The following is a 26805-nucleotide window of genomic DNA, read 5'->3' as shown; positions in this document are numbered from 1 at the left end:
CCCAGCTCCTCGCAGTCGAAGGGAGTACCGAGCAGAAGCCCCGACCGGTCACGGTGTGGGCACGGCCTGACTCACCTCTCCGGCCGCGGGCGCGTACACCGGCGGCGCTTGTCAGGAGGCACCTGGGTGATGCCCTGACCGTCGCAGTGCTCCAGCAGGGGAACGGTGACCCGTCGGGTGGTGCCCAGGGCACGGCTCGCCGTTCCCACGGTGAACGGTTGGTCGAGTTCGCTCAGCCGGTCGGCCGCCAGTCGGGGGCCGTCCGGCAGCAGCACCACGTGCTCCGCGAGCCGCAGTACCGCACCGTGTCGCACCGCCGCGGCGAGCTCTCGGCGGCCGAAGCCGAGTTCCGCGAGCCGTTGCGCGCGGGGAGCGGCGAAGGGCCGTCCGTCGAGTTCAGCGGTGAGCCGGCGCACCGCGTCCACCACGGAGGCGGGCTGCGCGGCGGGCCGGGTGGTCACGCGTCCCCGGCTCATCCGCAGGGGCGGCGTGACCAGTGCCTCCACGAGGGAGACCGCCGGCAGCCCCAGACGATGCCGGGCGGCCTCCACCGGTATGCCGTCCTCGGTCGGCCGCTCGGAGACGTACACCGCCACCAGTTCGGCCAGCCGGGCGCGCAGGGTGGTCCAGTGTCTCGTGTGTTCAACATCCGGGGTCAAGGCCCGCGACCGGACCGGGTCACCCGCACGCAACACGGCATCGGCACGCTCGAACAACGCCTCGCATGCCTGCGGGCGACCGTCAACGGCTCCCGTAGTCCTCGACCAGTTCGCCGATCAGAGCGAGGAGCGCGTCGGCCCGCTTCCGGTCCTCACGCTGGTCACGCAGCCTGCGGTCAAGCTCCCGCAGGTCGGACACGGCGGCCGGATCACGGCGCCGCACCGCGTCCAGCCACGGCGTGGTGACGAGGTCCATGCACGCGGTGAACAGGACCCGGGTCGACGGGGCGGGAGGAGCCGGGTCGGGGGCGGCGAACCCGGTGGTCACGTACCGGACCGGATCGGTCAGGCTCCACCCGACGACGGCACCGTCCTGAACAAGAAGTGCCACGTCCGGGGCGATGCCGACGCGAGCCTCCAGCGGCTCGTCCAAGACATCGAGATCACACAGACAGGTCAGTACGGCATCCTCCGGAGCACGGCAGAGCTCGGTGGTCACCTCCAAGCGGAAGTCCCGGACCTCTTCGGCGCGAAGTCCGCCCGGGTGGACGGCGGGTGCGGCAGGAAGTCGGGCACAGTCCTCAGTGTCGGCAGCCTCGTGGGGCAGGCGGAACCCGGCACCGACCAGTTCCCGGCTGTCCGGGTCGAACCGGAGCTCGTCGGGGTCGTCCCACAGCCACTCCTGGCTGCCGAAGGTGTCCCCGAGGGACTGTTGCCATTCCTTCACGTCCGCGTACTCCGCGACGCGCACACACTGGTTCCGGAAGTCGAAGCGCGGGGAGATACGCAGGGCGTCGTCCGTCAACGTCGCCCTCCAGTCGCCGCCGAGAGTAAGTCTCATGCTGAACGCCGCCTCATCGAATCTGTACCGCGGGAGCCATGTAGCCGTTCTTAGCTGGAACCCTGCCTTCCACCACATCGGCGTGGGTAACCGGTCCCCCGGGATCGGTGGGCAAGCCGCCGAGTGCCCTCGCACCGGAATCTCCTCTGATGCCGGAGGGGCCGTATGCCGTGACGGCATTGCCCGCCGGCGCCAGAAACGCCTGGCCCGATTGACCCCCGTCGAGTACGAGACCATCATGACCCCACCCGCAGCCCTGGCTGCATAGACCCCGCTCTCACCCAACCCTGCAGCAGTACCAGGCGACGCGGGCAAGTCTGCTGTCCAGCCAGTTGCGTAGGTGGGTGGGCTGGGTGATGGTGCCGGGACTGTGGGGCTGGTTCAGGTCGGCGACGATCTCGGTCAGGACGCGGTGTCGCTCCTCCCTCTGGGTGACGGGGATGGCCTGGGCCGGGAGGTCGGCTCGGATGCCGTGCTTCAGGTGGAAGGTGAAGTCCGGGTGGGCGAAGAGGTTGGCGTACCAACTTGTTGGACGGCCGGAGGTGCCGCCGCAGAGGTAGGTGCGGCCGGCGGCACGGTAGAAGAAGATCTCGATCCGTCGGGGCCGGCCGGTTCGGCGGCCGGTCGTGGTGATGTCGATGATGCGCTCGCGGGTGCCGGCTGCTGGGGTTATCCCGATGGCCGCGAGCGCCTTCGGGTCCATGAGGCGCTCCTTTCGTGAAGGCCGGGTAGTACGGGCAGGTCAGGCGGCTTCGTGCTTGAGGGCGGGGCCGAGGAGGAGTCCGCCGTCGATGACGAACTCCGAGCCGGTGGCGAAGGAAGCCTCGTCGGAGGTGAGGAAGAGCAGGGCTCGGGTGATGTCTGCGGGCTCTCCCAGGCGGGGGATGGCGAACGGCTCGGCCGAGTAGAAGTCGGAGATGGGGGCGTCGCTGCCGGCGGCGGGCTCGGTGATGAACGGGGTGGCGATCACGCCGGGGTGGATGGCGTTGACGCGGATGCGGTCGCGGCCCAGTTCCAGGGCGGCCGTCTTCGTGAGGCCCCGGAGTGCCCACTTGCTCGCTACGTAGGGGGCATACATCGCGGTGCCGCCCACGCCGGAGGTGGAGGCGATGTTGACGATGACGCCGCCGCCGTTTCGGCGCAGTGAGGGGGCAGCTGCCTTGATGCCGAGGAAGGCTCCGGTGAGGTTGACGTCGAGGACGCGGTCCCAGACCCGGCGTTCGGTGGTCTCGATCGGGGCGGCGGGGTTCTGCACGCCGGCGTTGTTCACGAGGACGGACAGCGGGCCGAAGTGCTCCTCGGCGGCCTGGACGGCGGCGCTCCAGGAGCTCTCGTCGGTGACGTCGAGGCGGACGTACAGCGCGTGGGCGTCAAGTTCGGCGGCGAGCGCGCGGCCCCTGCTTTCGTCGATGCCGGCGATGACGACGTTGGCGCCTTCGGCCTGGTAGGCGCGGATGTGACTGGCTCCCTGGCCGCCGGCGCCTCCGGTGACGAGCACGGTGCGGTGGTCGAAGCGTCCCATGGTGGGTTCCTTTCCTTATAGCGAGTCGAGTGACTCGCCTCGCTACTGAACCTACGAGGACGACGCGAGGTGAGTCAAGCGGCTCACCTCGCCTAGGATGGCGCCCATGAACCCCGAGCCGTCGGCCTACCACCAGCGCGTCTCCCAGGAGAAGCGGGCAGCGATCCTGCGGGCAGCCACCCGCCTCTTCCTGGATTCGGGGTACGACCGGACATCGCTGGCGAAGATCGCCGAGGCAGCCGGGGTGTCGAAGGCGACCCTGTTCAAGCAGTTCCCGACCAAGGCCGCGCTGTTCGACGCGATCGTTGCCGCGTCCTGGCAGGCGGGAGACGGGACGGAGGGCACGCCGACGCCGGGCGACCTCCGGGCGGGCCTCGCCCTGATCGGCCGGCGCTACGTCGCCCTGCTCACGCGTCCCGGCATGACCGACCTCTTCCGGATCGTCATCGCCGAGTTGCCGCGCTTCCCGGAGCTGGCCGAGTCGCAGTTCCACCGCGGCAAGATGCCCTACTTCGATTCGGTGCGCCGCTACCTGGAGGCGGAGCGGGATGCGGGCACGATCCGACTGGAGGATCCGGAGCTGGCCGCGACACAGTTTCTCGGCATGATCTCCAACTACGTCTTCTGGCCCCGCCTGCTCCTGCCCCACTGGGCTCCGGACGGCGCCGCCGTGGAGTCGGTCGTCGACGAGGCCGTTCTGATGATGGTGGCCAGGTACGCCGCCTGAGGCGACGTACCTTTCGCACCGTGTCGCCCCTCTCTTCCTGTCCAGCCTGGGGCGGCGAAGTGAGCCGTGCTGACTCGTTCAGCGGACGGTGACGGCCCGGATCTCGGATGCGATCAGCTGAGGGTCCTCTTCGGCCATGAAGTGCCCGCAGGAGACGGTCTGGTGGCGGAGGTCTTCGGTCCAGGCGCTCCAGAGCCCCTGGGCGTGATAGCCGAGGGCGGCGCCCCAGTCCTGCTGGAGGACGGTGACGGGCATGGCCAGCTTGTTGCCGTTCTCCCGGTCGGCACTGTCGTGGTCCACGTCCACCCCGGCCGAGGCCCGGTAGTCGGCGACGATCGAGGGGACGGCTGCCGCGGAGGCGGCGAGGTAGTGCGCGCGAACGTCGGCGGGGAGGGCGTCCGGATCCTTGGTCCAGGCGTCGAGGAAGTATCCGAAGAAGCTGTCCGCGGCACCTTGGATCATCTTCTCGGGCAGGCCGGGAGCCTGGGCCATCAGGTAGAGGTGGAAGCCGACCGTGCCGTTCACGCCGCGCAAGGCGTCCCACATGTCGAGGGTGGGCAGGACGTCCAGGAAGAGAGCGCGGGCGACGGCGTCCGGGTGGTCCATCGCGGCGCGGAAGGCGACCAGGGCGCCGCGGTCGTGGCCGGCCAGGGTGAAGCGGTCGTGGCCGAGTGCGGAGGCAAGGCGTACGACATCCCGGGCCATGGTCCGCTTGGAGTAGACGTCGGGTCCGGTCTCGGCGGGCTTGTCGCTGGCACCGTAACCGCGCAGGTCGGGACAGATCACAGTGTGGTCGGCGGCGAGGTCCGCGGCGACGTGCCGCCACATCAGGTGGGTCTGCGGGAAGCCGTGCAGCAGCACGACCGGGGGGCCGCTGCCGCCGACGGCGGCCTTCAGGGTGATGCCGTCGTCGACGCTCACGCGGTGCTCGGTGAATCCGGGGATGCTCGGGGTTGTCACGGTGGCTCCTGTGGTTCGTGGGAGAGTGGACGGCCTGGACCTTTGAGCTCGTCGGTCCGGGCTGTTCGGGGACGTCACCCAGGTTGCGGGCCGCGGATCAGCGATCGATGAGTGCGAACGCTGCACTCTCCGGCGACGGTGCCGCATCGTCCGCGAAAGGACCCTGCCGTGGGTGTGCAGTTCGGACTGCTGGGACCGGTCGCCGCCTGGGACACCGAGGGGGCACCGCTGCCGCTGAGCGCACCCCGGCACCGGGAAGTCCTCGGGCGGCTGCTGATCGCCCGGGGCCGGGTGGTCCCGGTCGGCCGGCTGGTGGCCGACCTGTGGGAGGACGAGGCCCCAGCGGGTGCGGTCGGCGCGGTCCGCACCTTCGTCTCGGCTCTGCGGCGCGCTCTGGAACCCGGGCGCCCGCCCCGGCAGCCGTCCCGTCTGCTGGTCACTGAAGGCCCCGGATACGCCCTGCGCGCCGACCGGGAGGCGGTCGACGCCTGGCGGTTCGAGGACATCGCCGCCCATGCCGACCAAGCGCCGCCGCGGGCAGCGGTCCCCCTCTGGGACCAGGCACTCGCCTGCTGGCGAGGGCCGCTACTCGCCGATTTCCCCGCTGCCGCGTGGGCCGCCGCCGAGCGGGCGCGGCTGGAGGCACTGCGCTTGGACGCGGTGGAGCGGCGGGCCGACGCCCTGTTGGCGACCGGCGCCGCCCGGGACGCCGTCGCGGACCTGCGGGCCCATGTCGCCGAGCACCCCGGCCGGGAGGACGGCTGGGTGCTGCTGGCCACCGCGCTGGACCGCGCCGGGCGGCGCGGCGAAGCCCTGGCGGCACTGGCCCGGGCCCGTGAGGCCTTGAGCGGAGGCGGGGGCGCTCTGGCACGGACCGAGGCACGCATCTTCAGCGCGACGAGGCAGTCCCCGGCCGAACCGGCCGGGGCGGCCGACAGCGTCTGGAACAGGGCGGCGGCCTCCTGGGACCGCTCGGTGCCCGCCCGGTCCCAGGCACGGCTGCACGCCACCGCCGGCCTCCTGCGCGATCTCGCGGTGACCGGTCCCGACGGGCTCGAGGAGGCGCACCGGCACCGGCGCGATCTGGTCGAGGCGGCTGAGGCAACCGGCGATCCGGAGCTGGCCGCCCGGGTCATCGGTTCCTACGACGTCCCGGCGGTGTGGACCCGCGCCGACGATCCCGAAGGCACCGGCGAACTGTGCCGGGCCGCCGCCCGGGCCGCCGCGCGGCTCGGGCCCGAAGGGTCGCCCACCCTGCGCGCCCGGCTGCTGTCGGTCGTGGCGGTCGAGTCCCGGGGCGACGCCGCCGCGGACGCCCCGCTTCCCCGGGCCTCCGGCGCCCCCGCCACCGAGCCATGGCGGCTGCGTGCCGAGCGCGCCGCGGACGAGGCCGTCCGGCTCGCCCGGCGCCTCAGCGACCCCGCGCTCCTGGCGTTCGCCCTCAACGGCGCCTTCATGCAGGCGTTCGCCGCCTGCGGGTCAGCCGACCGCCGGGATGCCCTCGGCACCGAACTGACCCGGCTGGCCGTCGACCACCAGCTGCCCGGGCACGAAGTGCTCGGCCGCATCATCCGCCTCCAGGCGCTCGCCGGACTCGGCGACTTCACGCAAGCGGACACCGAGGCCGAAGAGATCGACCGGCTCGCGGACCGCAACGAACGGCCGCTCGCCGGCGTCTTCACCGCCTGGTACCGGGCCTTGCGCCTCTGTGAGACGGACGGCTGGCCGGCCGCACGCCACCGGTACGCACAGGTCCTGAAGGAGACCGCCGACTGCGGCATGCCCGGCCTCACCCAGGGAGCCGCCGCCCTGGTCGCGCTGGTTCCCGTCATGCGGGGCGGCACCTTGCCCCGCCCCGGCGACTTCGACGGCCTGGACGCGGGACCGTACCAGCTCTGGCTCGACCCGCTGCTGGCAGCCTCCGGCGACTCCGAGGGAGCCCGACAGGCCCTCAGTACCGTCCCCCGGCCGCCGCACGACCTGCTCCAGGAAGCCCTGTGGTGCGTACTCGCCCGAGCCGCAGCGTCCGTGGGACACCTGCCGGTACTACGCCGCGCCCGGGACGAACTCGCCCGCGCCGCAGCCGAGTACGCCGGCGCGGGCAGCGGCCTGGTCTCCTTCGGCCCGGTCACACATCACCTGGCCGCTGCCGACGCGGCAATCGAGGCGCACGCCTCCGCCACGGGGCGGTGACGATGGATGAGCGCGGCTTTGGCCCAACCGCCGGGCGAGCCCAACCGGGTACCGCTGAGCGCTCGCCCTTTCACCAGTAACGGATCGACGAGGTAGCCGACTTGAGCGAGTTGACCGGCGACCGCATCCGAACCACGGTGACCAAGCTCGGTCTGCCCCACTTGGCGCAAACCATCAACGAGTACGCCCGGTGGGCGGACGAGGCAAGAATGGGCTGTCTCGACTTCCTCGACCCTGCCCGCTCCGAAGGACTCGCCGTCCGCGATGACCGCCGCTTCCGCCAGTCCAGTCGCTCTCCACCAAACCGGCCGTTAAGACAACCCGCAGCACAGTCAGGCCCCACCGGGCCCCGTCCCGGTGGGCGGCTGAGCACGCGGGAACTGGTCGGCGCCGGCGGGTGCTGGACCTATGGCGGAGCAGCCGACTCGCATATCCGCCCCGCTTCACGCCGTCCCGTGATCACACGCCAGCGACCGTCACTTACGAGAGGGCGTACCGGAGACGCTCAAGCACATGAGCCGCGGCGAGTACCTGCGGCGGCTTCGTCGACATCGACTGCTGCTGGTCGAGCAGTGCGAGGCGCTTCCGGAGCCGTATATCGAGCCCATTGACCTTGCGGTGGAGGATCGCGGAGGGCTCCTTAGGCTTTTCGCCCCTCCGTTCCCTCTCGGAGGTCAGACGCTTGGTCAGCAGGTCACGGGTCCTGACCAGCTCTGCCAGGCCACGGAGCTGAACCTCGGCCGGATATGCGGGGAGCCGGTTGGTGGCGATCCGGCTGGTCGCATTGGCCTCGGCATCCGCGAGCCAGGGAAGACCTCACGTGATATCAACTGACGCACCGTCGGGAGCATCGGTGCAGTCACGGTAGGGCGTGGGGCAGCCGGCAGCACGGTGCCGCGGCTGTCGACGTAGACGTAGGCGAACCGTCGGGCCACCGACGCACCGGGCAGTGCGGCGCGGAGGGAGCCTCGTACGATCGGCGCTGGGCGTCGGGGAAGAGCACAGCCGTGCTCGTGCAGCACTACCACGTGGGCGAAGGCGAGCCCCGCCCCTTACCCACCTCCCCCGCCACACCCTCGTGCACATCCTGATCACCGAGTGGAGCCTGGACTCCGGCTACCCCTCCTCAGCCCTCCGCCGACGTCTGTACTGCGACGACGACATGGCGGGGCTTCTCATCTGCACCGCTACCAACGACTCCGTCGGCAGCCTCGGCCGACTCGTCGCCCAGGGCGAGCCGGTTGAGCAACGGCTGACCGCAGGAGCCTGTGATCCATCGAGCTCGGCAAGGGCGAGAATCTGTGCGACCTTCGAGAGATCAGGCGTTGAGTAGGCCGGTCGAGACAGTCCAGAGGCGCTTGGCGGTGGCGGGGTCGAGCGCCCATTCCTTGACACCGTGTGGGTGCTGCGCGAGGTCGGCGTCGTCCGGCACGGTGTAGGCCTCTTGTGCATCGTCGAGGTAGTGGCCGCCGGAGTGAGCGAGCTCGGGGGCGACGGCCGCGACGATGCTGGTTGCGGCCCCCTGCTCGACCGTCTTGTAGGTGAAGACTCCGGCGGCTTCGGCCGCGGCGAGCGACTCCTTCTGTTCTGTGGTGAAGTTTCGCTGCAGTCCTGTCGCGATACCGCCGGGGTTCACCGCGTTGGCGACGATGCCGTCGGATGACCAGAGACGGGTCGCCTCGACGGCGAAGAGAGAGTTCGCCGTCTTCGACTGGGCGTAGGCGATCTGCGGGTCGTAGCTGCGACGCTCGAAGTGGAGGTCGTCGAAGTTGACGCCGGAACGCATGTGGGCCGTCGAACTGACCGAGACGATCCGTGCTCCATCACGGTCGGCCGCTCCCAGAGCCAGGGCGTCATGAAGGCCGGTGGCCAGGGCGAAGTGGCCAAGATGGTTTGTCGCGAACTGCAGTTCCCAGCCTTCATGCGTCCGTTCGAGCCCACTGGTGACCACGCCGGCGTTGTTGATCAGCAGGTGGAGCGGGCCGCGCCACGCGCCGACGAATCGTGTGACGGAGTTGCCGTCGGCGAGGTCGAGCCGGACGACTCGGAGGCGCATCCCTTCGGTCGACTTCTCGATCGTCTCAGCGACGGCGTCACCCGCAGTCGTGTTCCGGACAGCGAGCGTCACTTCTGCCCCGGCAGCGGCCAGCACGCGAGCTGTCTCGATCCCGAGTCCGGAAGAAGCTCCCGTCACGATCGTGCGGACGCCGGCGAGATCGGCGCCTCGCAGCACCTCGTCCGCAGTGCTGGAGGCAGTGAAGGGCGTGGAGATGAGTGCGTGAGCCATGACCCGACTATACGTACTATACTTGATTTGTATAGTTGGGTTCTCGCTCGTATGCTCGCTCCATGAGCAGTCCCGATACCGCCCGCCCGCCGTCGACAGTCCCCGATACCGATCGTCGGACCCTGGTTCTGGACTCCGCGATGGTCACGTTCGCGCGATTCGGTTACCGGAAGACCTCGATGGAGGAAGTGGCGCGGGCGGGGGACATCTCCCGGCCCGGGCTCTACTTTCTCTTCTCCTCGAAGGAGACTCTGTTCCGTGCCGCAGTCACCCAGGCCCTTGAGCGGGACATCACAGAGGTAGAAGCTGTTCTGGCCGAGACCGAACGCCCCCTGGCAGAGCGCCTCGTTGAAGCGTTCGACCAGTGGGCAGGCCGCTACATCGGCCCGCTGACGCGCGACGTCGCGGCGGTCGTCGAGGACAACCCCGACCTCCTCGGAGAGATCGTCGAAACCACACCGCGACGCTTCGAGGAATTGATCACAGACGCGATCGCCGTCGAGTCAGGCCAAGACGCGGCCCCCTTCGTCGCACAGACGATGATCAGCGCATCGATCGGCCTCAAGCATCAAGCCGTATCACGGGAGTTCTACCTCGACCGGCTGAAGGTCGCTATCGATCTTCTGGTGCGCTAGAAACGCTCCCGGTCCTTCGTAGGACCGGCGGTCTCGGACGGCGACGGGCCGACCGCCAGTCGCTGCCGAGCTCGGCAGCGCACGTAAGGCCTCGTGGGAGCAGTCTTACGGTGTGTGCGGTCCTTGGCTGCGTGACCGCACGATCATCGGCCCCGCCAGGCGTCTGGCATGGCCGCAGTGACTGGAGCTCCAGGGCAAGGGCTGTCCCTGACCTCTCGGAATCGGCCTCGGGTCGCCTGCTCTCTCAGCGCACATCCCCCCTGCTCGATCCGCTTCAACACGTCAATCCGACAGGGAAGACGACACGACCCGCGAAGCGGAGTGGACGGCGATCGAGGAGAGCGCTCGTACGGTGGCCCGCGCCGGGTGGTGGATAGACCAGATGTCGTCCGAGCCCGAGGACCTCGCCGAACTGCTCCGAGCCACCACCGGGGCCGACCGACCGACAGAGAATCCCTTCTTCTGACTGACCGGGCGCCCGGCTGTGGCGGGACACCCGGCTGACCGCCACCGTGCGGCCTCTACCAGCGATTCTCGGCCGGACCAAGACCCGGATTTGCCGGACGCTCTGCCCACTGGCCCACCTGCAACGGGCCCTTCGCTCCCTCTGCCCTGGAGACTTCCGTGCCTACCTCGATCACCATCACGTCCGAGTTCAGCGGCAGCGTCGTCGCCAAGGGCGCCAGCGATGACCTCTCCGCGCAGCTCCTCCGCCACGCCGGTTTCAAGCAGATCGACGACTGGCACGGCCGACGCCATCCAACCCCCGTTAAGACAACCGTCACGTTATCTGGCCACGCCCCCACGGTTCGGTCGTCGGCGGGTTCGCATGGAGGAGAGGCTGGTCTAAGACCTGGCCCATATCTCTGAGCGGCCGCGCGCAAGGGGCCAGGATCCGTTGTGGACCAGGGTGCGAGAGGATCGGAGCGGCTTGTCCGCTCACTCCTCTCGAGCCAGCGTCGGCTCCACCTCCGATTGCGGCGTCTCGGCCGGCTCGGCGGCAAGGCAGGCCTGGCGCCAGACTGCCGGCTGTGCGGCAGGGGTGTCAGGGCGGGAGCCGACGGGCCACGTAGGCCCGTTGTCAGTAGCGTCCGGCAGAATCCGCTTCGCCGACGCCACCATGAGCTGGCGTCGCCCGGTAGGAGAAGAGGGTTCCTGTGCGTGAACTGCCCATGTTCGAACGTCTTTACCCCGATGTCCAGCTGACGTCCCCCTCGGAGAGGTTCGCGCTGCGGTGCGACTCGGAGGGTGTCGCCGTGGTCACGGACACCGACCGCGGTCAGGTCGTCTGGCGTGCGGGCGCAGCTGGACAGCTGTTTCTCGGACACGGGTACGAGGTCGTCGTCGAGGGCGGGGAGGACGACGACACGGTCTGGCGTTCCGGTTTCGCCGCGCCCGGGGCGCAGTACCTCATCCTCACGGATGCCGGAGAGCTGGAACTCCTGGACCGCACACACGTCCGCCTGGGCAACATACGCACCGGACTCACCCACCCTGTGCCGCTCGGAGAAGCGGCCCCCGCGGCTGCCATCACCCGGGATGCGTATCTGGTCAGGGAGGGGAAGATACGGCGGACAGTGGCCCGCGAGCAGGACGGATGGCTGCGGGTCTGCGAGTACAGGAAGGGCGGGGGTATGAGCTACGCGCTGACCCGTCCACTGGTCGACTGGTTCGAACAGGAAGACACCGTGCTCACCTGGCGCCGGCACCTGGCGGGTGGTTCGGAATCCAAAGGCTTGATGCTGTGCCTGGTCGACTCCGCCGGGACCGTCCTGTGGCACGAGGGCACCCAACGCCCGCATGGACCGGTCCCCCCGGGAGAGCCCTACGCGTACGGTGGGCCCGAGTTGGAGGTGGGAGGGCGCTTGCGCAACCAGTCCCTGACGTCTCCCGCCGGTACGCACACACTGGCTCACCAGGGCTACGGCGACCTGACTCTGTACTGCCACACCGAGCGCCGTGCCGTGTGGTCGACCGGCACTGGGTGGGTGGACGGAGGATGGGCCGAGCTCTCCGAGGACGGTGTCCTCTCGGTCCGCAACACCCATGGTGTCCCGGTGTGGAGTTCCGGCCCGTCCGGTTCGGGGGCCCGCCGGCTCGTGGTCGGTGATGACGGCCGTGCCGAACTGCGTGACGTGGACGGCCGGTCGGTGTGGTCAACAGGCACACACACGGCATGCCACGGCCCCACGGCCGACGCCCCGCGGGGTGCCGTGCTGCGCCGAGGACAGACGCTCGGACGACACTCCCTCACCTCCCCCGACGGAAGCACCGTGCTCGGACACTGGGACGAACGCCGCCTCGTTCTGTTCGGGGCCGACCAGACCTGGCTCTGGTACGTGCACCTCGGCGAAGCGGCCGAGCCCGGACTGCGACTCGACGAGGACGGCATGCTGCGCGTTCTCGGCGACGAACGCCCACCGCTGGGCGGACCGGCCGACGAACTGCGTGTCGAGGAGGGCGGAGTGGTCCTGTGCCGTGCCGACGGCACCGTCGTCTGGCGCGACGGCGAGGCGGTGGCCGAGCCCGCCGCCACCCCGAACCCACCCGCACAGGGAGGACTCGTGAAGAGCCTGCCGGACACGGACGAGGCCCTGCTGATCCGCACCGACTTTTCCGACCCGACCGCTTGGCAAGCCCTGCTCACGACCGTCATGACACCGAACCAGGACGGCTTCCTCGCGAACGTCCACCCAGTGGATGATCTCGCCTATCGCGACCTGACGACCGAACAGATCATCTCGGCCGCACGCGAGGTGGACACCGATCTATTCATTGTGGCCGATAAGACCGCCCTCACGGCGCCGGAGATGCCGCTGCTGGCCCTCCTGCTCTTCGACGAGAACGACGAATGTGAGGAGAGTGAGGCCAGGCAGGAGCACGGCCAACTCCGAGTCTTCGCCACAGAACTGTGGTCGGTCGAGAACAATATCTCCCTCGCCAACATGGATTGGGAGGACTTCGAGAACGCCGCCGACAACGGTGTCTTCCGGGGCTTCTGACCTTGGCAGGATCTAAGGGGCGTCCCGCAACGCATCAGATGAGTCGAGCATCCTCCGTCAGGCTGCCGATGTGTGGGTCGTCGATCCGTACGGGGCTGGTTTCAGGGGCTGCGAGGCCCGTGCGACTGGCGCGGGCCTGGCCCTGTCGGAGGCAAACCGGTGGGCCGGTTCTGCGTGAGCGTACCGGTGCGCATCTTCGTGAGGGTGCGGATCGGAGACCATTCCCCTGTCAGCGGCGGTCGAACCGCTGGATCGATGGCGGGCTGCCTGTTGCCCGAGCCGAGAATTCCATCAGGATGCCTACTCGTGTGGCGGCGACATGCCAGAACGCCGCTGCGAAGGGCGGCGATGCCGTCGTTCAACATCCCGGAGGGTTGCCCGCCCCGGGACGGAACGCCCCTACGATTCGAACCCGTTGAGTTTCCTCCAGTCATCCGGACGCCTCAGTCCCGCGACGAAGCAGCGGTCGCGGTCGGCCGACCTCCTCGCGGAACGAGGAAGAGGATCGGAGTGTGCGTACACGAACCAGCCCGGTACTGGTGGCTGACGCCGGGTCATCGAGCCTGCGTCTGACGATCTTCGGCGACGGTGGTCACGTCCTCAACGAACACCACAGTGCCCCCGCCAGGAGCGACGGGCTCAGCGGTCGAAGCCGGCGAAGCTGGTGGCCGATGAGCGACTGCGCGAGTACGTGCAGGACCGGCTGGCCGGGCACGTCGGCTCCAGGGGCCGCTAATCAGCAACGACGAGGTGGCCGAATTCGTCGCCGAGGCTGAGGGACGGCTGCGCGGAGTGGCCGGTGGGGATCTCGCCCGGCCGCCCCATTCCGTACATCGACCAGGTCGCGCTCGACTTCCCCGAACTGACCATCGTGTGCGGACACATCGGCTATCCGTGGACCACGGAGATGATCGCGCTTGGGCCAGCCACTCGTCCGGCAGTGCGCTCGAAGCAGCGCCTTACCCACGCAGCGATAGCACGCTCTGACGAGGGTTCTCGCCTGTTCCGTGGCAGTCGGCCCACGTGACCGTCCGGTCGCACCACCTCTCGAGCAGCACGCGATCGTGTCCGACGCAGAGGAGCCCCGCGCCCGACCGGCGTCGGTATTCCTCCACGACGTGGACGAGGGCCGCCGTCGTCGAGGCGTCCAGCATCGCCGTCATCTCGTCACAGATCAGCCAGCGCGGACGTAGCACCAGGGCACGCGCCAGGCAGGCGCGCTGGAGTTGGCCGTCGCTGACCTCGTGCGGGCGACGGGTGAGAAGGTCCGTGCCCAGGCCGACGCGGGCCGCCAGTTCCGGAACCAGTGCGGGGGCCTCGGAAGGCCGGCCCGCCGCGCGTAGTGGCTCCGAGATCAGGTCGGTGAGGGTCAGGCGGGGGTCAGCGGAGAGTCGGGGCTGTTGGAACACCACGCCGAAGGCGGTTCGCTGCTCACGCGGGGCGCGGTGGCGCCAGCCCCGTGCCTGTTGGCCGTCGATGACGACCTGTCCGGCGTCGGGTCTGTGCAGCAGGGCCGCGACCCTTGCCAGCGTCGACTTGCCGCAGCCGCTGGGCCCGAGGAGGCCGACGGACTCTCCGGGGCCGATGGTGAGGTTCGCCGACCGGACGACCGGAGTGCGCCGGTCGTATCCGGCGGTGATGGCCCGCAGTTCAAGCATGCTGGTCCTCCGGTATGTCCTGGTGCGGGTGGTGGCAGGCGGTCCCGTCGGTGAGCGTGGGCAGCCTGCCGCACGCCTCGTCCGCGCGTTCGCAGCGCGCTGCGAACGCGCAGCCGTCGGGGAGGGCGGACAGCTCTGGCGGCATGCCGGGGACGGGTGTGAACGCACGCTCCGGCAGGGCATTCAGGAGACCGCGCGCGTATGGGTGGCGAGGGCCGGGGGCACCGAAGAAGTCAGCAGCGTCGGCGAGTTCCACGATGCGGCTGGCGTACATGACGGCCACCCGATCGGCGATCCGCTCGGCAGCCGCCAGATCGTGGGTGATCAGGAGCAGCGCACGGTCCTCCCCCACGTGCCGACGCAGTTCGTCCACCGTGCGTTCCACGAGGTCTCGGTCGAGTCCGGTGGTCGGCTCGTCGGCGAGAAGCAGTGGCGCCTCGCCGACGAGAGCGAGCGCGGTGGCGGCACGCTGGGCCAGACCGCCGGACAGTTCATGCGGATAGCGGTCCAGATGCCCGGAGGGAAACAAGGCGCGCCCGGCGGCCGCCTCCCCGGCACGCCGCAATTGCGACTTCCGTAGCCCGGTGAGCTCCCGCAGGGCTTCCTCCAGTTGGGAGCGCACGGTGCGGACGGGTGTCAGGTGGGCCGCGGGGCTCTGCGGTACGAGGCCGACGCGTCGACCCCGCACGGCGCGGGCCAGCGTGCGCTCCTCGGCAGCCAGAAGGTCGATGAGGTCCCCACCGGCGGCGTCTCGCAGCAGCGCGGTGCCGGCGGTCTCCGCGTTCTGCGGGAGCAGACCGAGCAGCGCCGAGGCGAGCACCGACTTGCCGCAGCCGCTCTCACCGACGAGGGCGAGGCACTCTCCCGGAGCAAGGTCGAAGTCCGCTTCGGTGACCGCGCTCACGTACCGGCCGCCGGACAGGCGGAACCTGACGGAGAGACCTCTTACGGTCAGCATGGTTTCCCGCCGAGCAGGGGGTGCGGGGACTGTCACAGCATGAGCTCCGATCGGCGTCGGGGGTTGATCCGTTCCCGCCAGGCGCCCGCGAGGCCGGCGATCGCGAGCGTGGGCACGATGATGCACAGGCCGGGAAAGAGGGTCGGCCACCAGTCACCCACCAGGAGCGAGCCTCGCGCGCTCTGTACGAGCGTCCCGAGGCTGGCCTGGTGGGTGGGAAGCCCCAGGCCGAGGAAGGACAGCGCTGATTCGTGCCAGATGGCGTGCGGCACCATCAGCGCGGCGGCGAGGCTGGCCTGAGGGAGTACAGCGGGCACGAGGTGGCGCGCTGCGACTCTCAGCCGTGACGCACCGCCGGAGATCGCCGCGTCGATGTACGGCCGCGAGCGCAGGGAGAGGACTTCGGCGCGGACGATACGGGCGGTGGAGAGCCAGTGGGTAAGCGCTACGGAGATGACGACGGGCCAGACGCCGGGCCGGAACATGGCGACGATGAAGATACCGAGGAGCAGGTGCGGAACGGAGGAGAAGACGTCCAAAAGCCGCATCACGACGCGGTCGGCCCAGCCCCCGGTAGCTGCCGCGAGGGCGCCGACCGCCGTGCCGATGACGGTCGCGACCACAGCCGCGACGACACCTACGAGGAGGGAGACACGCAACCCGTAGATACAGCGGAGCAGCAGGTCACGGCCGACGTCGTCTGTACCGAAGGGGTGCGACAGCGACGGCGGCTGCAGCTTGGCGGCCAGGTCGACGGCCTGCTCGTCGAGGTGGACGAGGGGCGGTACGACCAGCACGGCGAGGACGACGACACCCACGAGCGTCACGGAGGTACGCACCCGCCATGTGCGGGTGGAACCGCGCTGTCCGCCCTGCGCGCGCCAGGTGATCTCAGCCATCGAATCCCACCCTCGGGTCGGTGAGGCCGTACAACAGGTCGGCCACGAGGTTGCCCAGGAGGACCGCGACGGTGGCGAGCGCGGTCAGCGCGGCGAGGAGCGAGAAGTCCACGGAGGTAGCGGCCTGGACGGTCGCCGCGGCGATACCGGGCCAACTGAACACGGTCTCCACCAGCAGCGCGCCGGTGATCAGTTCGGGTACCCGGGAGCCGACGAGGGTCAGCATGGGCAGCATCCCGGAGCGCAGGGCGTGCCCGACGAGGACGGTCCGATCCCTGAGGCCGCGAGCGCGTGCGCCGCGCACGGCGTCGTCGCCGAGAGCGTCACCCACCCCTTGGCGGACGTACAGCACGAACCACGGCAACTGCGAGGTCGCCAGGACAGCCGCGGGCAGCACCAGATGGCTCGCGATTTGACCGGCCGTCACAGTGGAGCTGGTGGTGCCGGTCAGGCCGCCGGAAGGCAGTACGCCTAGCTTGAGTGCGAACAGCCAGACGGCGAGCAGGCCGAGCCAGAACGGCGGAGCGGCCTCGAGGGTGTACGCGAGAGAGGTGACGGCACGGTCGAACCAGCCGCCCTGGCTGCGGGCGGCAAGCACGCCCAGCGTGGTGCCGAGGAGGACAGCGACGACGAACGCGGTAGCGGCCAGGAGCACGGACCAGCCGACGCGCTCGCCGATGGCGTCCGCGACGGGTTGGCGCAGCGTGGTGGAGTTTCCGAGGTCACCGGAGAGCGCCGAGGTCAGCCAGTGCCACCAGCGTGCGGTCAGCGGCTGATCGACGCCGAGGTTGGCGCGCAGTTGGTCGAGGGTCTCCTGCGAGGCGGTGAGCCCGGCCGTGCCGGCGTACGCCTTGACCGGGTCGAACGGCGAGGCGGCGGCGACGGCGAAGACGCCGAAGGTGACGACGAGCAGCACGGGCACGGCGAACAGTGCTCGTCGTGCCGCGAGGCGGGCCATGGGCCCCCAGGGGAGGCGACGGCTCGACGCCTCCCCACCGCTGTGGGACAGAGCCGATCTCACTGCTCGACCTGCCAGTCCTCGACGTTCCACCACGGGCCGGAGGCGAGGCCGTGGTCGTGCGGCTCGATCTGGGTGCTCAGGTCTCCGAACTTCTCGTCCACGACGTAGAGGTGATCGATGTGTGTGAGGAACGTATAGCCGGGGTTGCTTACGAGCTCGCGCTGGACGGTGTCGTAGGCGGCCCTGCGCTCGGTTCGGTCTCCGCTCCTGCGGGCGTCCTCCAGCGCCTTGTCGACCGTCGGGTTGTCGTAGTGCGCCATGTTGTTGAAGCCGTCGCCGGCGAGGGAGGACTTGAGGAGTGCGTACTGGTCGAAGTCCGGGTCGGCGGGGGAACCACCGCCGGCGAGAACCGCGTCCTTGGGCATGCGGGGCTTGATGACCTCCCACGTGCCGGACTGCACCTGCACCTTGATGCCGATCTTCTTGGCGTCGGAGGCATAGGCGAGGGCGTGGTCCTGCCGCAGCTTGTCGCCGGAGAGGTACCAGAGCGGGAACGTCGCCTGGACGCCCCCCCTCGTTCGGATTCCGTCCTCGCCCGGCTTCCACCCTGCCTCGTCGAGGATCTTCTCGGCCCCGGCCGGGTCGAATTCACGCTCGGTGCCTGTGGTGAACCAGGGGCTGTCGGTCGGGACGGGGCCGTATGCCTCCTTGCCCTTGCCGTACAGGATCGAGTCGACCATGGCCTTACGGTTGACACCGATGTCGAGCGCCCGCCGGACAGCGGTGTCACCTGCGACCTTGTTACCCGTCGGCAACGTGACCACGCGGTAGTCGAAGGACTTGGCAGCGTAGGTGTTCATGCCCTTGTCGCTCCCGTATTTCTTGGCGAGGTTGGGCGGCAGGATCGCGCCGTCGAGTTCCCCGGCGTCGAGCCGGGTGGCGCGGATGTCGTCGTCCTTGATGATCGCCATGGTGAAGTTCTTGACCTTTGGCGCGGCGCCCCAGTAGTCGGGGTTGGCCTTGAAGATCAGCTTCTCGCCCTTGGACCACGAGACCAACTCGTACGGTCCCGTGCCGACCGGCGCGCTGGTGAACGCACCGTTGTTCACGTCCTGCCCGGCCACGATGTGCTCGGGAGCGATGGGCAGAACGGTGCGCTCAGCGAACGGCGCATAGGGGTACTTGAGGCGGAAGACAACGGTGTCGCCACCCTTGGCCTCCACGCTCTTGACGGCGTCAAGTTCCGTCTTGGAAGCGTTGTTGGTCTTCTTGTCGAGGATCGTCTCGTAGGTGAAAACGACGTCGTCGGCGGAGAACGGCTTGCCGTCGCTGAACTTGACGCCCTTGCGCAGCTTGTAGGTGTAGGTCGTGCCGCCGTTGGTGACCTCGGGAAGGTCGAGGGCAAGAGCGGGCTTGAGCTTCATGTCGACGTCGTGGGTGAGCAGCCCGTCGAATATTTTCGAGTTGCCGTCCTTGCCGTACCCGAGGAGCGGGCTGAGGGTCTCGGATTCGTATGCGATGCCGACGACAGCCGAGTCCTTCGAGCCGCCTCTGTCCGCACCGCCACCTGGTGCCGAGCAGGCCGAGGCTCCTGCAATGACGACGCCTGCCAGAGCTGCCGCGTTCACTCGCCGAATGGTTATCGCAGTTGCATATGAGTTGCACTTAGTCCAGATCATGAGCAGCAGTATGCCGCCCTGCGCCTCGGCGTGGTCGCTGATCTCGACGTGGACCCGAAGTTGCCGCTCGGCTCGTCCACCCGGCTGGTGCGGCGCCCGTCCAGGCCGCGAAGGTGTCGCAACTGAAGCGGTTGCGTACCGTGCACACCCGGGCCGGTACTGGCCGGCGTGTGCACCAGTGCTCGCGTTCGCAGCAGCCGGTCTTCCCGCCGTCTGGCGGGCAATCACCCGTTCCTCAGTGTTCAGTCGTCCTGGCCAGGCCGGCGTCGTCCTTCTTCGTGCACACGCCGGCCGGTGCCGGTCCGCCCCCGCCCGTTATGGGCCGGGCCGCGTAGGTGATGCGGATGACGCCGTCCGTGTGGCGTTCGGTGGTGGCGTGGACGCCGAAGACGTCGGCGAGAAGCTGCGGAGTGAGTACTTCCAGGACGGGTCCGGCCGCCGCCACGGCCCCGTCGCTCAGGATGACCAGGTGGTCGCAGAGTCGAGCGGCGAGGTCGAGGTCGTGCAGGACGGCAAGTGTGGTGACCCCGGTCGCGCGAATCAGGTCGAGGAGTTCGAACCGGGCCCTGATGTCGAGGTGGTTGGTGAGCTCGTCCAGCACGAGCAGCTGGGGCTTTTGGGCCAGTGCCCGGGCCAGCAGGACGCGCTGGCGTTCGCCGCCCGACAGGGAGGCGTAGTCGCGGCCCGCGAAGGGGCGTACGCCGCAACGGTCGATCGCGTCGGAAACGGCGTCGTGGTCTTGGGGTCCCTCGCGGCCGAGCAGCCCGTGGTGCGGGGCGCGGCCGAGGGCGACGATCTCGGTGACGCTCAGGCCCGTGGCGTTGCCGCCGTCGTCCTGGAGGACGGCGGCGGTACGGCGCGCCGCAGCGCGCGGGGACAGTTCCCACACGTCGTCCCCGCCCACCTGCACCACCCCGTCCGCCGGACGTAGTGAACGGTAGACAGTCCGCAAGAGGGTGGATTTGCCACTGCCGTTGGGGCCGACGAGGCCGACGATGTCGCCCTTTCGGACCTGGAGGCTCACGTCGCGCAGGATCGGGTTGTGGTCCAGGGTGACATGGAGGTGGTCCACGGTGAGTTTCATGCTCAGTCCAGGCCCTTGTTGCGGCGCAGCAGCCACAGGAAGAAGGGGGCGCCGAGCAGGGCGGTGAGAATGCCCAGCGGCAGTTCGTTGGGGCGGATGAGGGTGCGGGAGAGGAGGTCGACGAGGACGAGGTAGACGGCTCCGAGGAGCGCGGTCAGCGGGAGAAGCCGACGGTGGTCCGCGCCGACGGTGAGGCGCACGAGGTGGGGGATCATCAGGCCGACGAAGCCGATGCCGCCGGCCACCGCGATGACCGAGCCGGTGAGCAGCGCGGTGATGACGAGCAGGACGGCGCGCAGGCGGTTGACGTCCACGCCGAGTGCGGTGGCGGATTCGTCGCCCGCGAGGACGGCGTTGAGCTGCCGGCCGAAGAGCCCGAGCAGGGCGGTGCAGGTCAGGACGATGCTCGCGACGACGGGCAGTTGGTTCCACTGGGCTCCGGCAACGCTGCCGAGCATCCAGAACATGACGGTGCGCAGCTCGGTGGGGGTGGCCCAGAGCTGGACGAAGCTGGTCGCGGAGAGCAGGACGTAGCCGACCGCCACGCCCGCGAGGACGAGGCGGGTGGGTGCCAGTCGTCCTCGGCGGCGGCCGAGGGCGAAGACCACCGCCCCGGTGGCGAGAGCACCCAGGAAGGCCGCCCCCGCCACCCCCACGCCCCCGATGCCGATCCCGCCCAGGGTGATGACCAGGACCGCTCCGAAAGAGGCCCCGTAGGAGAAGCCGAGCACGGTCGGGTCGGCCAGCGGGTTGGTGACGAGGGTCTGCAGGACTGCACCTGCCACCGCCAGTCCGGCTCCGGCGAGGGCCGCGAGCAGGACGCGGGGTGTGCGGAAGTTCCACACGATCTGGTCCGGTGCCGGGTCGTCCGTGGCCCCTTGCCCCGTGATGTGGTGGGCCACGATGGTCCAGACGTCGGCGACCGGTATGGTCACCGCGCCGATGCTGATCGCTGTGATCATGGCGGCGATCAGCGCGGCGAGCAGGACGGCGACACCGAGAGAGAGCCGAAGTCCGGTCAGAGCGCGTCGGGGTGGAGCGTCTTGGCGATCTTCTCCACGGCCACGTCGTTGCTGGGGCCGAGGTAGATCGAGTCGGACAGCACCACGTACGCCTCGTTCTTCGCGGCCGTCCACTGGGGGAACTCCTTGAGCAGTTTCTTGGCGTAGGCCCCCGGATCGGGGTCGTTGTAACTGATGACGACGAGGGCGTCCACGTCGGCGGCGGCGACCTTCTCCTTGCTGAGGTCGGCGAAGGAGCCCTTGGCGGCGTTCTCGAAGGCGTTGGTGCCCCCGGCGTTTGCGAGGATGTCGTTGTAGATGCCCTTGGCGACGACGGAGCTGAAGTCGTTGCCGCCCATGGTCATGTTGGAGAAGAGCACCATGACCTTGGGCTTCTTCTCGCCCTTGACCTTCTCCGCGATCTCAGCGGTGCGCTTGTCGGACTCGGCGATCAGCTTCTCGGCGCGGTCGCTGACGCCGAAGACCTTGCCCATGTCGCGCAGCAGGGTCCGGCTGTCCTCCATGGTCATTCCGGAGGTGTCCTGGTCGCAGCCCTGCGGGGAGATGTAGCTGTTGGCGCCGACCTGCTTGAGCTGGTCGCGGGTGGCGAAGCCGTTCTTGGCGTCGAAACCGTAGGCGGTGGTGGACAGGACGAGGTCGGGGCGCTGGGCGAGCATCGCCTCGCGGGGGATGTCGAAGGCGTCGTTGAGCTTGATGTCCCCCTTCGGCAAGGACTTGATCGCGTCGGCTCGGCCCGGGACCTCGGACATGCCGTAGGTCTGCTGGTTGACGGCGATGCGGTCCTTGAGTCCGAGGGCCAGCAGCGTGGAGACCTCGGCGACCGAGGCGCCGTTCATGACGACCACTCTGCTGGGGGCCTTGGTGAAGGTCTGCTTCACCCCGCAGTTCTCCAGTGTCACCGGGTAGCCGCCGGCCGGGGACGAGGCGGCGGGCTTCTCTGCTGCCGCGGTCTTCCCGTCCGACGAGTCCCCGCATCCGGCGGTCGCGAGGCCGACGACGGCTATCACTCCGAGGGCGGCGATCCGCTTGGTGGACATGTGTGCTCCTAGTTCGAGGCCGGCTCACGGCCGGGGTTCGTATCAAGAGTCGGACGGGGCTCGGAGCCGGTTCCCGGCTTTTGCGAGCCGGGTGCAGTGGGGGCCGGGAGGTCACCTTGGGCCACGCAGTGGTCCAGCTGCCGGAAGAAGGCCGCCCGGTCGATCACCGGGTGAGTGGGCGGGACGGGGCTTCCGGCTGCCAGGAGGCTTGCGCGCACGTGGTCCGCCTGAACGGTCGCCAGGGCGAGGTCTCCGTCCGTTCCGATCGGGGCATCGGGCAGGGAGTCGAAGAACGCCAGGACCGCTGCGGCGTCTTCGTCGTCCTGAGATATCCGCTCCCGCCAGGTGTCCAGGGCCAGGGCCTCGACCGTGTATCCGTACTCGCGCAGCCAACGGTGCAGATCCTCCTGGCGCACCGGGGTCCCCGCGTGGTGGTGCACCACCGCCGCCGGGTGCCGTGTGCCGGGGCCGGTCACCACGATCTCGGCGGCGACCCGGTCGGCCGGGGTCCAGGACTCCTCCGTGAAGAGGTCGGGCACAAGGCCCGCAGGCACTCCGGCACGCAGGACGGTCCACAGGAAGTCCTGGCGGTTGACCCTGCCTGTACCGATCGGTCCGACGACGCGGCCGAGCCGGTGAATGGTCACGGCCAGACCACGCTCAGCCGCCTGTTCCAGGAGGCGTTCGGAGGCCCACTTGGCCTGCTGGTAGCCGTAACGCAGCCCTTCGTGGGCAGGGAGGAACGACTCCGTGAACTCCGCGCTCAGGGAGCGGGGCGGGCCGACGGAGACGGTGGAGACGTAGTGGAGCGGGATGCGTCGCGGAGCGGCCAGCCGCAGCAGATCGTGGGTGGAGTCTGTGTTGGCCGGGCGAAGCGCGGTGTAGTCACGGACGACGCTGACCGCCGCGCCGTTGTGGACGATGGCGTCGACAGTGGCCCTGAGTTCGTCCCATTGCTCGTCGCCCAGGCCCAGCAGGGGCCGGTCGAGGTCGGCCGGAAAAGCAGTCACGCGTTGGTGCTGGTCCGGTGGCAGTGGCAGGTCGGCCGCAGCCAGCGCGGAGTGGACGCGTTCCAGGGCTGTGTCGGGGCTCGCGGCCCGTACGGCGCAGACCACCTCGGCATCGGTGCGGCGCAACAGTTCGGCAAGCAGGTGGGTTCCGACGAAGCCTGTGGCTCCGGTGAGCAGGACCCTCCGGGGCGGCCAGGCAGCCGTGTCGGCTCCCGGTTGGATACCGGGGGTGAGGATCGTGTCGGCAGCCAGGGTGGAGGGCAGTACGGACCCGGTCGTCAGGTTGTCGGGGCCGGAGCCGGACTCGGCTGCGAGGAACGCGGCGAGAGCGGCGGAAGTAGCGTGCTGGAAGAGCCAGGCCACCTTCACTTCCCTGCCCAGTTCGGCCGCCAGGCGGTTGGCTGCCTGGATGGCCTGGAGGGACTGGGCCCCGCGGTCGAAGACGTCGTCGTGCTCAGTGAGGTCTCCGGCCGCCAGCACCTCACGCCAGACGTGGGTCACGGCCTTCGTGAGCGTGCGGTCCAGGAAGGTTTCGGCAGTGACCCCCGGCGACGGGAGCTGGGCGAGCAGGGCGGCGCGGTCCGTCTTGCCGGACAGCGTAAGGGGCAGTCGGGCCAGGAAGTTGAGCGAGGTGGGGATCATCGCTGCGGGCAGCCGGGCCTTGAGGTGGTCGCGTACCCCGGAGAGCGGGGGCTGACCCTCGGCGGTGACCAGGTGGGCGGTGAGCCTGCGGGCTCCGTCGGGCAGTACCTGGCCCACCACGACGGCTCCCTTGATGCCGGGGTGGGAGAGCAGGGCGCTCTCCACCTCGGCCGGCTGGACCCGGTGGCCGCTGATCTTGAACTCGTCGTCGACGCGACCGAGGTAGCGCAGGAGGCCGTCCTTCCCGAGCTGCACGCGGTCACCGGTGCGGTAGGCGCGCGGAGCGTCGGGCAGGTCTTCCAGCCGGACGAACCGCTCGGCGGTCTCCTTGGGCAGGTTGCGGTAGCCGTGGGCGAGGGCGGGGCCCAGCAGATACAGCTCTTTGTCGCGGACGGCGACCCGGCTGCCGGGCAGGGGGCGGCCTACGGGGATGTCGTCGGGGGCGAGGGCGGGGTCGTTCAGGTCGGCGGCGGTGGCCACCACCGTTCCCTCGGTCGGGCCGTAGGTGTTGACCAGGCGGACGTCCGTGCCGACGGCCTTGCGCCAGCGGGCCGTTCGCTCGGGCAGGGCCGCCTCGCCGCCGATGATCACGGTGTGCACCGTGCTCGGCAGATCTCCCGCCCCGGTGGACAGGGCGTAGGCCAGCTCGTGCCAGTACGCGGTCGGCAGGTCGAGCACATTGACGGCCAGACGCTCGCATACGGAGAGGAAGTGCGGGACCGAGTCCGTCATGTCCGGCTCACGGATCACCAGGGTGGCGCCGGAGCACAGGGTCAGGAAGATCTCCTCGACGCTGGTGTCGAAGTGGAGGGGGGCGAACTGAAGTACGCGGTCGTCGCGTTGCGGCCCGTAGCGGATGCCCGCCGCCGCGACGAAGTGAGTCAGCGCGCCGTGCCCGACCTCGACGCCCTTGGGCTCCCCCGTGGAACCGGAGGTGTGGAGCACGTAGGCGAGGTCGTCGGGCCCCGAGGTGGAGAGCGGGGGCTGGTGGGGCTCAGTGCCCGGCGGTGCGTCGATCAGCATGATCTCGCGGTTCGGGAAGAGGTGGGCGTATCGCTGTTCGGTGACGACGAGGGCGGGCGCGGCGGAGGTGAGCAGGGCGGTGGTGCGGTCCGTCGGGGCGCTGGGGTCGAGGGGGCAGTAGACGGCCCTCGCAGCCATGATGCCGAGCAGGACGGTGACGGCGTCTATGCCCCGGGGCAGGGCCACGGCCACCAGTTCACCGCGGCTCACCCCATGTCCGGCGATCCGCCGGGCAATGTGGAGGGTCTCGCCGAAGAGGTCGGCGTACGAGATGCTCCGGTCGCCCTCCTCGACGGCCACCGCGCCGCCGCGGCGGGTCGCATGATCGGCGATGAGCGAGAGCACGGGGCGCGGCGGCGCGGGGAGCGGGTCCCCCTCCATGACCTGGATGGGCGGTACGCCGCGTGCGCTCCGTACGGGGCGCAGAGAGGTGAACGGCCGGTCGGGTTCGGCAACCGATTCCGCCAGGAGGCTGAACAGGGCGCTGCGATGATCCGCGACCTCGGCAGCGGTGTAGAGGTCTGGGTTGGCGTCCACGGCGAAGCGCAGGGCGGTGCCTTCGGAGCGGTCGTACACGTTGAACGCAAGGTCGTCGACGGGGCCGGCCGAGAGGTTGTGGACGGTGCTGCGGTGTCCGGCGAAGCGCAGGTCGTAGGCGAAGGGCATGATGTTGACGCCGGGTCCGGAGAGGCGCCGTCCACCGCCCACCAGTCGCAGGTCGCGGCGGATCTGTTCGTAGCGGTAGCGCTGGTGCGGGAGGGCGGCGCGCACCTCTTGGGAGACTGCGGCGGTCAGGGTGCGCAGGCTGTCGTCCGGGCCCACGGTCAGCCGGAGCGGCAGGATGTTGCGGACCATGGCGGGCACGCGCAGGGAAACCGAGCCGAAGCGGCCCATCGCCGGGACGCTCAGCACGATCTCGGGTGCCCCGGTGGCGCGGTGGAGGTGGGCAGCGGTGACCGCGAGCAGGATCTCCGACCAGGACACTTTCAGGGCACGGGCGGTGGTCCGGAGCGCCGCGGTGGTGCCGGCGTCGAGATCCGCCGCGTCCCGGAGGAAGGAGGCGCCCGGAAGCGCCGAGCGTCCTGCTGGGGTGGCTACCTCCGGCCGGTCGGCGTACCGGCCGTTCCAATGGTCCCGGTCGCGTGCGTACCGATCGGACGTACGGTAGGCGGCCTCCTCCTCGCGTACGGAGGCGAGGGTGCCGAAGCCGCAGGGTCCCGGCTCGGTGCCGGTCACGAGGCCGGTGTAGAGGTCGGCGGCGCGGCGGGCGACCAGGGAGAGGCCGAAGCCGTCGAGTGCGATGTGATGGACGCGGTGGTACCAGAGGTGCCGGTCGGGGGCCAGGCGGAACAGGGCGTGGCCGAACAGCGGGTCGTGGGTGAGGTCGACGGGGCGGGCGACGTCCTCGTCGATCCAGGCGAGCGCGGCGGCGTGGGGGTCGGACGCTTCTGAGAGGTCGGCGGTGTGGAGGTCCCACCGAGGGACGGCGGTATCGACCTGCCAAGGGTGCCCGTCGTCGTCGGTCATGAAGACGCAGTGCAGGGCCTCGGTCTCCTCGACCGCCCGGCGCAGGGCAGCTTCGAAGCGGTCCACGTCGACGGGGCCCTCGATCACCACGTACTCGGCTGTGTTGTAGGCGGGACTGGAGGTGTCGAGCTGGTGCCCGGTCCAGATGCCCTCCTGGGCGCCGAGCAGTGGGTGGCGGCGCAGGTGGTTCTCAGACGTCGCCATGGTGTCCTGCTTCCTGTCGTGCTCGCTGTCGCTCGTCCAGCAGGTGCCACCAGCGCTGGAAGGAGGGCAGTTCGGCCAGGTCGATGAAGGAGACGTCGATGCCGTACTCCTGCCAGCGCTCGACGAGCGTGAGGACGCGCAGGGAGTCGAGTCCCGCGCCGACGGGGTTGTCGTCGAGGTCGACCTCTTCGGGCTCCTGGTAGAGCAGTTCGGCGAGATCGGCGCGGAACTGCTGGGGGGTGAGGGCAGCGGGCATGGTGATCCCTTCTCTGTGG

At 69.8% G+C, this 26805-nt stretch carries 22 protein-coding genes and 1 pseudogene; 6 read left to right on the top strand and 17 right to left on the bottom strand.

Features of this window, described 5'->3' with window-relative positions; all coding sequences use genetic code 11:
- Positions 1 to 71: 71 nt before the first annotated feature.
- The 4 genes from AB0I83_RS17620 to AB0I83_RS17605 form a co-directional block, all read right to left on the bottom strand.
- Entirely contained in the window at positions 72 to 659 is a 588-nt protein-coding gene (locus AB0I83_RS17620) for a SelB C-terminal domain-containing protein (protein WP_363305172.1), read from the bottom strand.
- Between the two features lie 82 nt (positions 660 to 741).
- On the bottom strand, positions 742 to 1500 hold the full coding sequence (locus AB0I83_RS17615) for a hypothetical protein (RefSeq protein WP_363305171.1): 759 nt from the start codon (positions 1498 to 1500) through the stop codon (positions 742 to 744).
- Between the two features lie 277 nt (positions 1501 to 1777).
- A complete protein-coding gene (locus tag AB0I83_RS17610; protein WP_363305170.1) occupies positions 1778 to 2203 on the bottom strand; it encodes a nitroreductase/quinone reductase family protein in 426 nt (141 codons plus the stop codon).
- A gap of 39 nt (positions 2204 to 2242) precedes the next feature.
- Positions 2243 to 3022 (bottom strand): glucose 1-dehydrogenase, encoded by a 780-nt coding sequence (locus AB0I83_RS17605; protein ID WP_363305169.1) that lies wholly within the window; start codon positions 3020 to 3022, stop codon positions 2243 to 2245.
- A gap of 106 nt (positions 3023 to 3128) precedes the next feature.
- Between AB0I83_RS17605 and AB0I83_RS17600 the strand changes: the two genes are divergently transcribed.
- On the top strand, positions 3129 to 3749 hold the full coding sequence (locus AB0I83_RS17600) for a TetR/AcrR family transcriptional regulator (RefSeq protein ID WP_363305168.1): 621 nt from the start codon (positions 3129 to 3131) through the stop codon (positions 3747 to 3749).
- A 78-nt stretch (positions 3750 to 3827) separates the two neighbouring features.
- Here AB0I83_RS17600 and AB0I83_RS17595 read toward each other — a convergent pair whose 3' ends face one another.
- Positions 3828 to 4709 (bottom strand): alpha/beta hydrolase, encoded by an 882-nt coding sequence (locus AB0I83_RS17595; RefSeq protein ID WP_363305167.1) that lies wholly within the window; start codon positions 4707 to 4709, stop codon positions 3828 to 3830.
- Positions 4710 to 4877: 168 nt separating this feature from the next.
- Here AB0I83_RS17595 and AB0I83_RS17590 point away from each other — a divergent pair, with 168 nt between their 5' ends.
- The 3 genes and pseudogenes from AB0I83_RS17590 to AB0I83_RS17580 all read left to right on the top strand — a co-directional run bounded on the left by AB0I83_RS17590 (position 4878) and on the right by AB0I83_RS17580 (position 7736).
- Positions 4878 to 6902 (top strand): BTAD domain-containing putative transcriptional regulator, encoded by a 2025-nt coding sequence (locus AB0I83_RS17590; protein WP_363305166.1) that lies wholly within the window; start codon positions 4878 to 4880, stop codon positions 6900 to 6902.
- 101 nt (positions 6903 to 7003) lie between these two features.
- Positions 7004 to 7186: pseudogene (locus AB0I83_RS17585) on the top strand (AAA family ATPase); the annotation flags it as partial.
- A 229-nt stretch (positions 7187 to 7415) separates the two neighbouring features.
- A complete protein-coding gene (locus AB0I83_RS17580; protein ID WP_363305236.1) occupies positions 7416 to 7736 on the top strand; it encodes a hypothetical protein in 321 nt (106 codons plus the stop codon).
- Positions 7737 to 8220: 484 nt separating this feature from the next.
- On the opposite strand, the gene AB0I83_RS17575 is transcribed toward AB0I83_RS17580, so the two are convergent.
- Positions 8221 to 9189, bottom strand: coding sequence for an SDR family NAD(P)-dependent oxidoreductase (locus AB0I83_RS17575; protein WP_363305164.1), 969 nt, complete (start codon positions 9187 to 9189; stop codon positions 8221 to 8223).
- Positions 9190 to 9329: 140 nt separating this feature from the next.
- On the opposite strand from AB0I83_RS17575, the gene AB0I83_RS17570 reads away from it, so the two are divergent.
- On the top strand, positions 9330 to 9824 hold the full coding sequence (locus AB0I83_RS17570; protein ID WP_363305231.1) for a TetR/AcrR family transcriptional regulator: 495 nt from the start codon (positions 9330 to 9332) through the stop codon (positions 9822 to 9824).
- Between the two features lie 1157 nt (positions 9825 to 10981).
- The gene (locus AB0I83_RS17565; protein WP_363305162.1) at positions 10982 to 12826 is read left to right on the top strand and encodes a Curculin domain-containing protein (mannose-binding) lectin; all 1845 of its coding nucleotides are present in this window, start codon (positions 10982 to 10984) and stop codon (positions 12824 to 12826) included.
- Positions 12827 to 13558: 732 nt separating this feature from the next.
- On the opposite strand, the gene AB0I83_RS17560 is transcribed toward AB0I83_RS17565, so the two are convergent.
- The 11 genes from AB0I83_RS17560 to AB0I83_RS17510 form a co-directional block, all read right to left on the bottom strand.
- Positions 13559 to 13711, bottom strand: a complete 153-nt coding sequence (locus AB0I83_RS17560; RefSeq protein WP_363305161.1) for a hypothetical protein — start codon at positions 13709 to 13711, stop codon at positions 13559 to 13561.
- Positions 13712 to 13785: 74 nt separating this feature from the next.
- On the bottom strand, positions 13786 to 14484 hold the full coding sequence (locus AB0I83_RS17555; RefSeq protein ID WP_363305160.1) for an ATP-binding cassette domain-containing protein: 699 nt from the start codon (positions 14482 to 14484) through the stop codon (positions 13786 to 13788).
- Positions 14477 to 15442, bottom strand: coding sequence for an ABC transporter ATP-binding protein (locus AB0I83_RS17550; RefSeq protein ID WP_363305159.1), 966 nt, complete (start codon positions 15440 to 15442; stop codon positions 14477 to 14479). Before AB0I83_RS17550 ends, AB0I83_RS17555 begins: the two co-directional genes overlap by 8 nt.
- Before the next feature lie 32 nt (positions 15443 to 15474).
- Positions 15475 to 16341: an ABC transporter permease gene (locus tag AB0I83_RS17545; protein ID WP_363305158.1), complete on the bottom strand. Its 867-nt coding sequence runs from the start codon at positions 16339 to 16341 to the stop codon at positions 15475 to 15477.
- On the bottom strand, positions 16334 to 17299 hold the full coding sequence (locus AB0I83_RS17540; RefSeq protein WP_363305157.1) for an ABC transporter permease: 966 nt from the start codon (positions 17297 to 17299) through the stop codon (positions 16334 to 16336). Before AB0I83_RS17540 ends, AB0I83_RS17545 begins: the two co-directional genes overlap by 8 nt.
- A gap of 59 nt (positions 17300 to 17358) precedes the next feature.
- On the bottom strand, positions 17359 to 18981 hold the full coding sequence (locus AB0I83_RS17535; protein ID WP_363305156.1) for an ABC transporter substrate-binding protein: 1623 nt from the start codon (positions 18979 to 18981) through the stop codon (positions 17359 to 17361).
- A gap of 235 nt (positions 18982 to 19216) precedes the next feature.
- The gene (locus tag AB0I83_RS17530) at positions 19217 to 20065 is read right to left on the bottom strand and encodes an ABC transporter ATP-binding protein (protein WP_363305154.1); all 849 of its coding nucleotides are present in this window, start codon (positions 20063 to 20065) and stop codon (positions 19217 to 19219) included.
- Between the two features lie 2 nt (positions 20066 to 20067).
- Positions 20068 to 21027 carry an iron ABC transporter permease gene (locus AB0I83_RS17525; RefSeq protein ID WP_363305153.1) on the bottom strand — a complete coding sequence of 320 codons (960 nt, stop codon included), beginning with the start codon at positions 21025 to 21027 and terminating at the stop codon, positions 20068 to 20070.
- 56 nt (positions 21028 to 21083) lie between these two features.
- Positions 21084 to 22124 (bottom strand): ABC transporter substrate-binding protein, encoded by a 1041-nt coding sequence (locus AB0I83_RS17520; RefSeq protein WP_363305152.1) that lies wholly within the window; start codon positions 22122 to 22124, stop codon positions 21084 to 21086.
- An 8-nt stretch (positions 22125 to 22132) separates the two neighbouring features.
- On the bottom strand, positions 22133 to 26530 hold the full coding sequence (locus AB0I83_RS17515; protein WP_363305151.1) for an amino acid adenylation domain-containing protein: 4398 nt from the start codon (positions 26528 to 26530) through the stop codon (positions 22133 to 22135).
- Positions 26517 to 26786: a phosphopantetheine-binding protein gene (locus AB0I83_RS17510; RefSeq protein WP_363305150.1), complete on the bottom strand. Its 270-nt coding sequence runs from the start codon at positions 26784 to 26786 to the stop codon at positions 26517 to 26519. Before AB0I83_RS17510 ends, AB0I83_RS17515 begins: the two co-directional genes overlap by 14 nt.
- Positions 26787 to 26805: the final 19 nt, after the last annotated feature.

Source organism: Streptomyces sp. NPDC049970 (assembly GCF_040660235.1).
Classification (GTDB): Bacteria; Actinomycetota; Actinomycetes; order Streptomycetales; family Streptomycetaceae; genus Streptomyces.
This window is presented reverse-complemented; position numbering and strand designations above follow the sequence as displayed.

Coding starts and splice junctions, on each gene's coding strand:
- AB0I83_RS17615 (WP_363305171.1), bottom strand. CDS start 1,500: ATGAGACTTACTCTCGGCGGCGACTGGAGGGCGACGTTGACGGACGAC.
- AB0I83_RS17610 (WP_363305170.1), bottom strand. CDS start 2,203: ATGGACCCGAAGGCGCTCGCGGCCATCGGGATAACCCCAGCAGCCGGC.
- AB0I83_RS17605 (WP_363305169.1), bottom strand. CDS start 3,022: ATGGGACGCTTCGACCACCGCACCGTGCTCGTCACCGGAGGCGCCGGC.
- AB0I83_RS17600 (WP_363305168.1), top strand. CDS start 3,129: ATGAACCCCGAGCCGTCGGCCTACCACCAGCGCGTCTCCCAGGAGAAG.
- AB0I83_RS17580 (WP_363305236.1), top strand. CDS start 7,416: ATGAGCCGCGGCGAGTACCTGCGGCGGCTTCGTCGACATCGACTGCTG.
- AB0I83_RS17575 (WP_363305164.1), bottom strand. CDS start 9,189: ATGGCTCACGCACTCATCTCCACGCCCTTCACTGCCTCCAGCACTGCG.
- AB0I83_RS17570 (WP_363305231.1), top strand. CDS start 9,330: ATGGTCACGTTCGCGCGATTCGGTTACCGGAAGACCTCGATGGAGGAA.
- AB0I83_RS17560 (WP_363305161.1), bottom strand. CDS start 13,711: ATGTGTCCGCACACGATGGTCAGTTCGGGGAAGTCGAGCGCGACCTGG.
- AB0I83_RS17555 (WP_363305160.1), bottom strand. CDS start 14,484: ATGCTTGAACTGCGGGCCATCACCGCCGGATACGACCGGCGCACTCCG.
- AB0I83_RS17550 (WP_363305159.1), bottom strand. CDS start 15,442: ATGCTGACCGTAAGAGGTCTCTCCGTCAGGTTCCGCCTGTCCGGCGGC.
- AB0I83_RS17545 (WP_363305158.1), bottom strand. CDS start 16,341: ATGGCTGAGATCACCTGGCGCGCGCAGGGCGGACAGCGCGGTTCCACC.
- AB0I83_RS17540 (WP_363305157.1), bottom strand. CDS start 17,299: ATGGCCCGCCTCGCGGCACGACGAGCACTGTTCGCCGTGCCCGTGCTG.
- AB0I83_RS17535 (WP_363305156.1), bottom strand. CDS start 18,981: ATGATCTGGACTAAGTGCAACTCATATGCAACTGCGATAACCATTCGG.
- AB0I83_RS17530 (WP_363305154.1), bottom strand. CDS start 20,065: ATGAAACTCACCGTGGACCACCTCCATGTCACCCTGGACCACAACCCG.
- AB0I83_RS17525 (WP_363305153.1), bottom strand. CDS start 21,027: ATGATCACAGCGATCAGCATCGGCGCGGTGACCATACCGGTCGCCGAC.
- AB0I83_RS17520 (WP_363305152.1), bottom strand. CDS start 22,124: ATGTCCACCAAGCGGATCGCCGCCCTCGGAGTGATAGCCGTCGTCGGC.
- AB0I83_RS17515 (WP_363305151.1), bottom strand. CDS start 26,530: ATGGCGACGTCTGAGAACCACCTGCGCCGCCACCCACTGCTCGGCGCC.
- AB0I83_RS17510 (WP_363305150.1), bottom strand. CDS start 26,786: ATGCCCGCTGCCCTCACCCCCCAGCAGTTCCGCGCCGATCTCGCCGAA.